Origin of the sequence: Pediococcus claussenii ATCC BAA-344 (assembly GCF_000237995.1) — a bacterium.
Classification (GTDB): domain Bacteria; phylum Bacillota; class Bacilli; order Lactobacillales; family Lactobacillaceae; genus Pediococcus; species Pediococcus claussenii.
The window spans coordinates 620153-633175 of the sequence record NC_016605.1 but is presented as its reverse complement, the minus strand read 5'-3'; the positions used below and the strand labels follow the sequence as shown (position 1 = coordinate 633175).

Here is a 13023-nt window from a genome sequence, read left to right as displayed (position 1 = left end):
GGAGTTTTATAATGGATACAAAAAAACATTACAAGCTTTACAAAGCTGGCAAACAGTGGTTAATCGCTGCTATTACCACTATTGGGATTTTCGGTGCAATGGGGGTTGCATCAGCACATGCCGATACTGTTACTAATCAAACTGATACAACAACACAAACGACACCAAGTTCAAACTCTGTTGCTAGTTCGTCAGCCACATCATCTTTCCAAAGTCAAAGTAGTTCTGAAACAAGTACCAGTGGCACGGCAACTAATTCACAAAATTCCAAAGCAACGTCCCTATCAAGTTTCGAAACTGCAACTAACAGTTCTGCTGCAAGTTCTTCACCTGCAGTACAAAATTCCGCAGCATCAAGTAGCACTACCACATCTAGTATGACAACTACAAAAGCAGTTAGTAGTTCCAATACAGCAGACAGCTCAACCTCTTCACAAGCTGGCACCGTTTCTTCTACGGCCTCAAACACAGCAGTTCCAGCATCTTCATCTTCAACCAATAGTATTGTGAAATCCGGCGTCTTTGGAACTTCTGCATGGGATATTGATAGTCAAGGTGATTTAAATATTCATGCCGGAGTTCTCGGGTCAAGCACCGATGCTGGCAAATGGAATGGAATTACCTCCAATAATATTAATACTATTAATATTGATCAAGGAGTTGTGGCAAATGCTGATTCTAGTTACTTGTTTTCTGATGATAACGCGGCCGGAGTGAATAGTAGTTTAACAAAGTTTAATGGCCTTGAAAATCTAGATACTTCCAATGTATCTGACATGTCATACATGTTTTCTGGTCTCAATTCAATTACAGAATTGGATTTAACAAAATTCAATACTTCTAAAGTTACTAACATGCGGTATATGTTTGCAGGTGCTCTAACCCAAACAGGATTCGTAGGAAATAGCCAAATCAAAAATATTAACGTTTCAAGTTTTGATACTTCAAAAGTTACCACTATGGAAGGAATGTTCGCCGAATTAGCCTCCCTACAGTCTCTGAATTTATCAAACTTTAATACGAAAAATGTTACTAATATGCTTGGTATGTTCTCCTTTGATGTGGAGTTAAAAACATTAAATGTAACTAATTTCGATACTTCTCACGTAACAACAACTCAAGGAATGTTTTGGGGGACTTCTGCCCTTGAAACAATTGATGTAGCCAACTGGGATGTTTCAAACGTAACAGATATGTCTTTTATGTTTGCCACTAATTCTAATCTAAAAACACTTGATGTTTCTAACTGGAATGTATCTAGTTTAACCAACGCAATGATGCTATTTGCAGGGAGTCCCAAGTTATCTAATATTGATATAACAAAATGGGTAGCTCCTCATCTCAAAGATATAACTGGAATGTTTGGCTGGTCAGGTGTTACTTCATTGGACCTCAGCAACTTTGACATGCCAACTGTGATTAAAAATGGAGGGCCTTCCGATTTAGCTTTAGTTTTCTATGGTTACCTTGATGGTCTTAAGGCAGTTACACTGGGCTCAAAAAGCATAATAAATCTCAATGAAAGTGAATTTGGCGTTAATCCTTCTTATGGACAAGTAGTTCTGGACTTCAATGGCAATCCTACAAATTACGCTTATGGTGCAGACGGAAAAGTTGGATATCAAGCAGTCGGAACGGGAACTATTGATAACCCCAATGGTCCTGTCTACACATGGCAAGAAATGAATGCGTTATACCAAAACGGCGGACCTGTTGAAACATACGTATTAGCAGAGCATGCCATTCAGCCCACTACTGTAAATGAAATATTTACAGCTGACGACGGATCAATTAGTTCTGGTTCCCACTTAGTTTTGGACAATAATACAGTGCTAAATGGAAATTCTCAACAACAAATAATTTCCAATTCAAATAACAATTTCCAATTCCAGATGCCACCGCTTTCACTTAACAATGGTGAATACGTTCTAGATACTGATTTAAGTCATTCAAAAATCACAGTTTTGGATTCTCTTACTGGAAATGTCTCAGCTGATATGAACTTTGAACAGTTTGCTTCATATCCAAATGTTCAGGGTTCTGATGCTAATAGCTTACTATCAAGTATCCTTTCAGAGCTTTCAAAGGGTATTCAAACTTCTAATCAATCTTCCAGCACAATTAATGTTACCTATAATTACATCCACCAAGTAGCAGCCCCTATAACCGTGAACTACGTGGACGATCAAGGTAAAGTTCTCGCAACTGACACTGCCACCTATCCAAACGGTCAATTCATTAATGAAAGTTACACCACTACTCAGAAATCAATTGACGGATACACCTTTAAACAATTATCTTCTGATAGCTTGACCGCCAGCGGAGTGCTTAATTCCACCGGTGGTACCGTTACCTACGTCTACACGCAAGACGTAAGCCAACCAATCACCCTTAACGTAATTGATACTGATACTGGACAAATTCTAAATTCTACTGACTTTTCAGGTGACTTGAATGATAGCCTCACTATCCAGGACTCTGACTATATTCCTGCACAGTACCACCTTGCCACAGGTGATGAATTAAATGGTCAGGCTCAATTACAAGATAGTAGTTACACTTGGACAACTGCTCCTCAAACACTAAATATCTATGTTTCTGGTGATAAATCTACAGTTACCCAAACGCGTAATGTTACTCGCACAATCAAATTCATTACACCTGATAATGAGACTTCATTTGGTGACATAACTGAAACAGTCCAACTATCTCGTGATGTAACAACTGACTTAGCAACTGGCGCCGTCGTAAAAACTACTGATTGGGCGGCTGCGGGTTCCGATGCCTGGCGTGGGATCACGATTCCTACAATCGATGGTTACCATACTAGCATCACCGTTTTACCAGCCCAAACGGTTACTGGCACCACTGCTAACTCAATAATTCAAATCAAATATATAGCAAACTAACACCACTATGTATGCAAAAAATGAGACTAAAACAAAGTCACCCTTTGTTTTAGTCTCATTTTTATTTTATTAACTTAAATTCATTTCAACAGCCTGATATTCAATTTCTATTTTTTTAAAACACTATATTTATGCATATCAACCTTATTTTCAAGCAATTTAGCATAATCTTCTTCTGAAATATAAACTTTATCAACCGAACTAACGCGATTATCCATAATTGCTTCTAAATTACCCTTGATATTATTAGTATCATCAAAAACCGATTCATCTAAATAGAGGGAATTTTTGGACTTCGTTTTAGCTAACGCATTCAATTCGACACCCATATAGCTAATTCCAACTTGATCATTAGGCTTTACAATCTCCCCAACAATTTCCGCAAAGAATTGATTCAAATTATCAAACTTTCGTTCTACTTTTTGTGTAATTGGATTGACGATCGTAACTGCATTAATACTGCCGTCATAAAAGTAAAACCGAAGTCGGACATTTTGATCGTCATTATAAAACGCAATCTGTTGAACCTTATTCTCAAAGTAATAGATCTGACTGAATAACTTCCCATCAAATGCATATTCTTCCAAATAATCAGTTGTACCATCACTATTAAGATACTTTACATCTCTTACTAGCCGACGAGTACCGGGATAAGTACGCAACATTGCAATCGTTTCACCATCGCAGATAATTGAAATCGTTCCATCGTTATTCACAAATATTTCGGCACCATCAACGGTTGGAACTTTATCAAAGAATAGTGATGACGTAGGGTCATAAGTTCGTTCAGTAACATAGTCAACGATATTCAGCACATTAGGGTAATTTTGTTGAGACTTAAACTGAAATAATGGATCAGGAGCCAAAGTGATTAACTTACCATCTTTTTCCTTCAGTCGAGCTAACTGTTTTGTCCAATTTTCATTATCCGGTCTTAGAACATTAACTATTTCGTAATCCATTGATCAGTTCCTCCCAGCTACGTGCAATTTTAGCATTTCTAAACTCTGTTACTGAATTCTCGACGGCTTGTTTGAGCTTTGGATAATCCATTGACTGTAATCTCAGGATTCCATTGTAGAGTTCTTGAACATTGTACTCTTCATCATCCCGTTTAAATGGCAACGAAACACCATTCTCGCCATCATGAATCAGCTCCTGTGCTCCAAAGCGAGCGTTAAAGGTCACAACTGGAAGGCCACCATTCAACGCTTCAATGTAAGTAAGCCCAAATCCTTCCGAATACGATGCCGAAATAAACGCATCATACTTAGGATATTTCTCAACAGCATGATGAGTTAACCCCTTTAGTTCAATATATTTTTCAGCATGGTTATTTTTAATTAAATCCGCTAACTTGCCCTGTTCGCCACCGGCACCATACACATCAAGGGTAACGCGGTGACCATCATTTTGCAGTTTTATAACCGCTCGAATAATTAAATCAATATGCTTTTCCGATGCCAAGCGAGAAATCGTGACTAGCTTGAACGGTGTGCCAAAGTCTTTCTTCGTGTTCTTAGTCTTCTTATCGCTGACCCCCCCGACCGGGATAGCGGTGATTTTGGCTTTCGCATCCGGAAAATCAATTAATAAATCCTCGCGTTGTAGCTTCGTTGCTACTACCAAGCGATCAACAAGGTTTAAATGTGTCAAGACATATTCATAATAATTATTCCACAGCGGGTTCTTCGGATCATTCCGATCTGCTAGGTGATCAGCATGTACAACATTAACTAACCTTCGCTTTGGATTAGTTGTATCTGTCATTAATGCTACCTGTGTATCTTCACTACGGTCAATAATGAATGTACTATCAACACCAAAGATCCGATCAATTTGTTGAAAAAAATATCGCCTTAACTGTACGTCATTGCGGAAAAATAGGTGCTCGCTTCCCGGCTGCCGAAAAAGATGGACGTTTTGAATGACACTACTTCCACCATGGGGATTTACCAGTGTCTCATAGGATACCTTTTTGACCGTTCCGTTAAAAAGTTCAATTCGGTTAACGCTGACAAGCAACTGCCCCTCCTTATCAGGGTTGGGATACTTAACGACATGCTTAACAATTCGTAGGTTTGAAGCTGTAACTGAATTAATCAGACGATTAGTATTAGTACTATCAATAACCGTCTCACTGACCGGGTTAACCAGTGTCTTGACGCCATTTTTAGCATAACTGTCACCCAAAACAAAGTATTCCCACATATTAAGGACCTTGTCTTCCCTAATATGCCACTTATCCATTGCTTCATGTAGGTTCTCAACCAATTCCATGAAAACAAATTTGTAGGGCAAGTTAGCTTGTTCAAAACGTTTTGCCCGATAAAACTGCGCATGCTCAACTCCCGAGTTTCCAATTCCCATCGCTTCATTTACAAAAAAGTTCATTAATGTTCACCCTTTTTCATTAATTTTTTGGCAATTTCGCCCTGCAATGCCATTAAAAGTTGCGAACTCACACCAATCGTCTTGACTTGCACATCATAGGCATCCCAATCAAGCACAACATCCTGTAATGCCTGCCAGCACTCAGTACTGAGAGTTTCAACGCTATACTTATGGCGCCCATTATATTCAAAATAAACCGTTAACTGATTATTTGCGCCAATATATGAACCACTTTCCAAAAAACGATCCCGTAAAATAATTTCAATTGTTCTAGCTTTACCATTTAACGGTTTAATAATAACTCGTTTAGTTCCAGAAGTCTGAACCGTAATTTCAAAATCATTAAAGGTAGGATTGATTGTCATGTTTTTAAAAATCATTTCCTGGTTATTTAAGCTAACTAAGCTGATTTGGTATCTTTTAGTGTGCATCGGAACCGTAAACCTAAAATTTTGATCCGCAAATATTTGTTCATCAATCAATTCATTACTTTCATCAAAAAAGTCTAACTGGATATGGACTGAGTTAGCAGGCTTAATTTGAGCATCAATTACAACTTGATACTCGGTTCCACTCTTTAATAAAGGTAAATTCTCCCAAAGAGCCCCATCTACAAAGTCATTCTGGGAACTCCAAGAGTGCATTTTGAATCCCGGACTCAACTGTGGGTTTGAAAAATGAACTTCGTTTTGTTTAAAACGCACCACTGATCCATAGTTATACGTGTCTTGGAGACTGCGCCCCCAATATATTACAAAGCTGCTATCCATCATTGTACGTCTCCAAACTCACGACCGTATTCGTTGCTTAAAATATCTCGGTACTGTCGCAGGTACCAATTAACAATTCCGTTGGTATCATCGTTATGACGTCCAACTAACCCCTTATGACGCACCCGAGCAAATGGCTCGTGTTCGTGTAAATACTTTGATAACTGACCAAAAGCCTTCCCATCGTAGTCATCATTATACATATACGAAAATACAAAGCCAGTATGCGAATAATCCTGGGACTTAAAACTCTGCCAAAAACGTTGATTTGCAGTTGCCATATTTTCGGGACTCACTCCTCCAGTCATTCCCAATACAAGGTCTAATGATGTAGGAAAATCGTCCTGCCGATTGATCCGTTCATTTGAAGCGATTACTCCCACATTTGCTAATGGCTTACCAACAATTACCCAATCCACCTGCATCTTGGAAGAATAATACATCGCTGCAAAAGTCCCCACTGACAAGCCTGATAAAATCACCTCATTTGGTTTAAAACCAAGCCTTTGAACGGTCTTCTTAATCACATCCACAATTTTTTGTTCGAAATGAGCACTTCCTAGGTAAAACGCACCACCTAAAAGACGAGGATCACTGAAAATAAGCGTGGGCGCTTGTAGTGATCTCATCATGAAGACCCCTTCGTATCCTTCGCCGGGTCGGAATCCACTAAAATAGACGTTTAATGGTGGCTTCATGTCAGCAGCATCAAAATAATAAAGAACCTGATCATCTAAATTCTGCTTATCTGATATATAGTTACCACCTATCATCATTTCACCGCGACCATTTCGTGCCTGGCGTAAGTGAACATTGCCAATCTTAATTGAAGGATTACTCCCTTTCAGACGGAGCTTTATACTTGCAAAGCCACCTTCTTCGGCGACTGAAATGGTATGGCGTTTAGATAACTCCGCTAATCCGACTGATTTTTGATAGTACGTTCGTCCCGTCTCCGGGCCAATTAGTCTAATCTGAAAATCTACAATTGTATCTGCATTCAAAACTTGATTTTCAATCCAAATATCCCAATCAGTTAGTTTGGCAATCGGAATCGGTAATCGCCAATTGAGCACCTCTACCCAATCATCACTTGCATCAGCCTCAATCTGTAAGTAGTTATGTCCAACCTGTTCAACGACACCAGCAAACTCAGGACTAATTTCAATTGAGTCCATCTCAAATTTATAACCAAGTTGACCGCTAAAAAAATGGCGTCTTAGCTCATTAGCCAAGTCATCTGTATCAGATGAATCAACAAATTGAGCATTTTTCAAGTCAAAAAGTTGTTTTAACTGATCATCCGCGATTGAAGTGTTTTGATCAAAAATAATCTGATTAGCAGGCAGTTCCCGCAAATAATTTAAATTCGCCAACGTTAGGTATTTTTCATCTCGAATAAAGAACAGATCATTTCGATAAGCACTGTTTAATCTTTTATTTGCGTCAAAAAGTGATTCTTGCTTAATTTTAATTTGTGCAAAATCAGTTTCTGTCACCCCTACAACTCTAAACGTCCCATTCAGGAGGGAGTCAAGCCGATCAATTTGTGGTCCCAAAATCAATATTCTAGACAGACGTGCCATTTTGCAGTTGCTCCTTCCACCAATTAATTTGATTTGCAGCTCCAAATTGATTTAACAGCGCCACACTGTAAACCAGTGATTCATTCCAATGCTGCAACGAATTCAAATAGTAATCTAATCCATCATCTAACGACTGTTTACCTGAAATAGTCCACCCATTTTTTTTATTCTTAATAACCATGCTTTCGGCCGTTAATATAACAGGAATTCCAAAACTTATTGCCCGCAGTTGAGTTAAATCGTCTATAGGTTTCCCAAAATCAACTATTAACCTGGCTGTATCCAAATCTTTTTCAATTTGATGTAATTGGGGTTTAACCCGAATATTAATGTTCAAAAGTATCGTCACTAACCGGTCAACATCTGGTAGTTTAAAATCATCGCTCTCTGGATCCTGCTCTTTAATTTTTTCCTGAATGTTTTTGACCACTGCTTCTAATTGACTATTGATCTTATCAGAATCCAAGCTTTCCATGATAGTACGTGCCGGATAATATTGCAGATCTACATCATCAAATTCTTTGTTAATTTTGTCTGTGAACTCGTCAGCAATCCGGTCCGCGTGTGCGACAGAATCGATTTCAATTGTTAACCCAATCTCCTCACGATCCAATATTTTGCGTAAAAAGACTGATATAGCCTCATCTTCATCATTTTTTAAAGTGTTTTCGCCTAACTTCCAGTAAATAATCAAGCGTGGCTCCTCATTACTATTTCCAAGTAATAGGTCAGTATAACCAAACATAGCCTGCTTGAACTGTGGTACAAGCGCCGGATCAACCTTCTTTATAATCGATTGGTAAACTTCTGGACTTTCAGTAAAGATTCTACTGCCATATTTTGCCAACTGTCCCCAATCATAATCCGGATACTTGGATATTAAGACATTATCTAATAATAGGTTAACCGCATAGGACTCAGATAGCTGTCCCAAGACTTTTTGAAAGGACCGGTCAGCACTTGCCAAAATTTGATCATCATCAGATAGTCTATCCTTAAAGTGCTTTTTAACAAACTCGAGTATAACTTGATCCTCACTTTGATAGTCATGTTTTAAAAATCGCTTTGATTGCCCCAAAACCTGAAGTCGATTGTCATGCTCCCTTAGAATTGCTTCACCAAGTTCATTCCACCAATCTTTTTGGACTAATTTTTTCTCCTTGTTAAAGGTTTCAGTCAAGATTTTAAAGCCCCGATCATCATATGTTTCGATGGCATAAACGCCATCTTCGTCCGGATCAAAACTCACACTTCGAACGTAACCTTCCGTTGACATATCAATCGTTGCAAAACGCTTTGAATTCACTTCAACAAAGATCGAATACCTCGAATAGATTACCTTAGAGTCGGCAGGAAATTCCAAATCATTTACCGATAATGGCATCCCACTTGACCGCTTAATCCCCAATATCTCATCCCAAACACTCCACAACTGCCCTTCAAGAAGATCATTTGCATTTAGAAAGTGTTGCAACTGAGGGCTAAATCTTAGAACCATAATTTCAACTGGTTCTTGGTGGTCGTTGAACATATCAATCATATTAGTAATCACATCATTTGTGACTTCTCTAACTTCGTTTTCCCAGTTTGGTATAAAGTAATACACGTGCTCACCCCCCGATTTAAAGCTCCATTAAATTGTATTGCGTCCTTAGGTAAAGCACTTTCGCCTGATCCAAAATATTATCTAAAATTGTAACCAGAATCAAAATATTTGAAAAAACAAACGAGAAGTTAGCAATCCCATCAATATACATTCCGATTACTAAAGGTGCTCCAATTACAACCACAAAAAAGATATTTGCAAATGTGGATAACACCATCAAACGTTTCGTTAAATAACTTTGAGTCTGCTTTCCTGGAACAACACCAAAGAAGTAGTCGCCTGATTCTTTCAGGGTTTTAGCCGTATCTTCTGGTCGAAAATTCATCAAACTAAAAGCGTACCCTAATAAGACGATGATCCCACAATATATTGCAATTCCAATCGGGTTGTTGAAGTTCAAATAGTTCGATACAAATTCGGCGTAACTCTGATTGGTTCCAAGGGTTGCAATGTACCCCGGGATCATGAATAAAGCCGAGGAAAACATAAACGGCATACCCCCAGCCGCTAGTACTTTAATTGGCACATATGATTCTGAAAAATCATTTTCAATCATCGGTCGCTGTAATGGTATCCTGAGTTCTGACTTGTTCAAAAACAGCGTTGAAAATAATACCACCACTACCGAAATCGCGAAAACGATTAAAATTGTTGGCGTTAATTCAAGAAAACCTGTTCCAAGACCTTGTCCGTTAATAAGCGATCGTGGCATTGCTTCGAAAATTCCAGGGAAAATCAGAATACCAGCTCCACCCATTCCACGATCCACCGTCATATCAGCCATCCAGGCAACAAGCATGGAACCCGTTACAAGAATCACAAGTGCACTCACCGCGTTCGCATCAAAACCAAAGATCTGATAACTTGACTTAGTAATGTGCTGTCGCACTAGGTAAACCAATTGAAAAGACTGCAAACATGCTAACACAAAGGTAATACCCCTCTGAGTCATTCCTGACTGGTACTCAGACATTTTTTTAATACTATCAATATCCAATAACTTGATTGCCTGAAACATGATCATCCCCGTCATATAAGGCGCCAAACCAATTGAAAATAGGGATGGATAATTAACCTGTCCACCAGTTGTGGTTGAGAGATTCTGAAGCAACTGGTTTTCTTTCAGTACATCCTTCATTCCCTGCGGGTCTAAAAAAGGAATTGCAATGTGTCTTCCAAGCTCCATCAAGGCAATCATCATCATTGTAAATAATATTCGAATAAATAAGTCGTTATTTCTTAATCTGTTTAACATTATGGAAATTCCACCTTAATTGAGCCATCTACTTGTACGCTTAATTGTGACAACATAATATTGTCTAATACTTTTCGCCAAAAAAGGCGCTTCATTTTTTCAAATGAAATTTTAGCTTCCATCTCGTACTCATAAGTTGGATTATGCTGTCCAGTACTCCGATTACGTACAACTACCTTTAGCTGCTGTAAGTTATCAACTTGCTCAATCCAAGCTGAATCTAGAGCCTTTAGAATCGAGAGTCGTTCAAGATAGTATTTTTTAAAATCAGAATCAATCCAGCTTTGTTGTTTTTTCCAAGCGTCAGTTCCAACCTGCGTTAAATATTCTTTTAGGTTTTCACGATCATTTAAATTGATCGGTTTCTGCGGATTATATACAAAATCATAATTGATGTTATTGGTAATAAAATCAATAACCTTTGCTTCCGTTAAGTCATCCCTTTTTACGTACTCGGTTAGCATGTTCTGCAAAATTTGCAAAACCATATTTCCAAGTTCCTGACTACCAAGGATTTCATCACGAAATTTATACACAATTCCACGTTGAATTCGGAGAATATCATCCATCTTAACCGCCTGCTTACGTCCGTCTGACGAAGATGTATCCGCGGATTTTTGCGAGTAATTAACTACCCGCCTATTCCTTCGGTTACTAATTGTGGATCCAGCCTTTCGGCGTCCTTCTTTTTCATCCTCTTCAAGACGCAACCGCTCTTTTTCAACCCAGTCAGGGCCATTTTCAATTACCACCTTGTCATCCAGCGAAACTAAAAAGATGCTTTCGCCAGGATCACCTTGGCGTCCAGCCCTTCCGCGTAACTGGTTATCAACACGTTTATTATCCATTCGTTCCGTGCCAATAACCAATAATCCACCCTTTTGGGCAACACCCGGACCCAGCTTAATATCCGTTCCCCGGCCCGCCATCGAAGTTGCAACCGTCACGGCACCCGGTTGTCCCGCATCAGCAACAATTAAAGCCTCTTTCGACGCGCTTTGTGCATTTAACACATTATGCACAATGCCCCGAGACAGTAATGCTCGTGAAAATAAACGTGATAGCGAAACTGAACCAGTTTCAATCAAGACTGGGCGTTTAATATTGTGTGCTTTTTCAATCATATCGAGCGTTGCCGTTAATTTTTCTTCCATATCAACGTAAACTTCATCGACATGATCAATCCGTTGATTCGGTTTATGAGTTGGAATCTTTAATACTGGTAAATGGTAGACGTCCATAAATTCTCTCGTAGCGGAAGTCGCCGTCCCAGTCATTCCGGAAATTCTTTTGAACATGTTGAAAAAATTTTGTAGAGTAACTGACGCCATTGCACGGGTTTGAGCAGTTATTTTTACATTTTCCTTAGCTTCAAGAGCCTGGTGCATACCTGCTTCAAGTTTCATTCCAGTTAATTCACGACCATTTTCAGCATCGAGCAGCAGTACTTCGCCATTTTCAATTACATAGTCGATATTTTTCTTCAACAAATGATTCGCCCTTAAAGCGATGACGAGATGCCGGTATAGATCACTCCATTTCCGCTGAATCAACCCTTTAATTCCCAAGTAACGTTCAATATTTTTAATTCCGGTTTCGGTAAACCAGACGTTTTTAGTATCCTCACTCATTTCAAAGTCGACATCTTCTTCAAGGTTCTTCACAATGCGATCAGTTGAAGTAAACAAGTTAGATTGAACGCGGGGCGCCCCAGAAATAATTAAGGGGGTTTGTGCCAAATCTAGCAATACTGAATCAACCTCATCTACCAGTGCGTAATCCAGCCTTTGGATTGCCTTATCGCTTGATTCATCCACCAGATTATCCATTAAGTATTGAAATCCAAGTTCGCTGTTAGTTGTATAGACAATATCGTTTTTATAAATTGCCTTTTTATCAGTTTTATCATCTTCTGGCACCCCCGACGCAACGGTAAGTCCTAGCCATTCATACACCTTACCAATTTCATCCGCATCACGGTTCGCCAAATACTCATTTGCCGTCACCAAAAAATTCCCTGGTCCTCGAAGGCCATTCAAATACATTGGCATCGTTGCAGTTAATGTTTTACCTTCGCCAGTTTTCATTTCGGCGACATTTCCAAAGAATAGCACAACAGCACCTAAAACTTGTACATCAAAGGGGCGCATCGATAGTACTCTGAAATCCGCCTCTCGAACAGTAGCATATGCCTCCACCAGCAAACTATCTAGCGTCTCCCCATCTGCAAATCGTTTGCGTAACGATGCCGTTTTATCACGCAATTGGTTATCTGAAAGCTTTTGATATTCACCATCTAGATCAATAATTTGCTTGGTAATCTTACGAAATCTTCGTAATTTAAAGTCGTTTAAATCAAATTGCACTGTATGTGACACCTACTTTTTTTATGAATTAGTCATCATTAATTGACATTTTAAATTGCTACATTATATGATTAGCTATTATGAAGAATGCTGATAAAGACCCACTCCAAAAAGACATCAAACAGAGAATCGATGTA

General features: G+C 38.9%; 8 protein-coding genes. 1 reads left to right on the top strand and 7 read right to left on the bottom strand.

All coding sequences use genetic code 11. The features are described from left to right. Positions 1–11 precede the first annotated feature (11 nt). The gene (locus tag PECL_RS02980) at positions 12–2909 is read left to right on the top strand and encodes a BspA family leucine-rich repeat surface protein (RefSeq protein ID WP_014215117.1); all 2898 of its coding nucleotides are present in this window, start codon (positions 12–14) and stop codon (positions 2907–2909) included. Between the two features lie 107 nt (positions 2910–3016). Here the strand turns inward: PECL_RS02980 and PECL_RS02975 are convergent, their stop codons facing one another. Genes PECL_RS02975 through secA2 form a run of 7 tightly spaced genes read right to left on the bottom strand, consistent with a single transcriptional unit; the run spans position 3017 to position 12886 of the window. Then, the gene (locus tag PECL_RS02975; RefSeq protein ID WP_014215116.1) at positions 3017–3871 is read right to left on the bottom strand and encodes a hypothetical protein; all 855 of its coding nucleotides are present in this window, start codon (positions 3869–3871) and stop codon (positions 3017–3019) included. Then, entirely contained in the window at positions 3852–5303 is a 1452-nt protein-coding gene (locus tag PECL_RS02970; RefSeq protein ID WP_014215115.1) for a glycosyltransferase, read from the bottom strand. Before PECL_RS02970 ends, PECL_RS02975 begins: the two co-directional genes overlap by 20 nt. After that, positions 5303–6076: an accessory Sec system protein Asp3 gene (gene asp3 / locus PECL_RS02965; protein WP_050899563.1), complete on the bottom strand. Its 774-nt coding sequence runs from the start codon at positions 6074–6076 to the stop codon at positions 5303–5305. The genes PECL_RS02970 and asp3 overlap by 1 nt, the downstream gene beginning before the upstream one ends. Further along, complete coding sequence (gene asp2 / locus PECL_RS02960) at positions 6073–7659, bottom strand: accessory Sec system protein Asp2 (RefSeq protein ID WP_014215113.1); 1587 nt, start codon at positions 7657–7659, stop codon at positions 6073–6075. Before asp2 ends, asp3 begins: the two co-directional genes overlap by 4 nt. Continuing rightward, positions 7643–9265 carry an accessory Sec system glycosyltransferase Asp1 gene (gene asp1 / locus PECL_RS02955; RefSeq protein WP_014215112.1) on the bottom strand — a complete coding sequence of 541 codons (1623 nt, stop codon included), beginning with the start codon at positions 9263–9265 and terminating at the stop codon, positions 7643–7645. The genes asp2 and asp1 overlap by 17 nt, the downstream gene beginning before the upstream one ends. A gap of 16 nt (positions 9266–9281) precedes the next feature. Continuing rightward, positions 9282–10520, bottom strand: a complete 1239-nt coding sequence (locus PECL_RS02950; RefSeq protein ID WP_014215111.1) for a preprotein translocase subunit SecY — start codon at positions 10518–10520, stop codon at positions 9282–9284. Continuing rightward, on the bottom strand, positions 10520–12886 hold the full coding sequence (gene secA2 / locus PECL_RS02945) for an accessory Sec system translocase SecA2 (protein WP_014215110.1): 2367 nt from the start codon (positions 12884–12886) through the stop codon (positions 10520–10522). The genes PECL_RS02950 and secA2 overlap by 1 nt, the downstream gene beginning before the upstream one ends. Positions 12887–13023 lie beyond the last annotated feature (137 nt).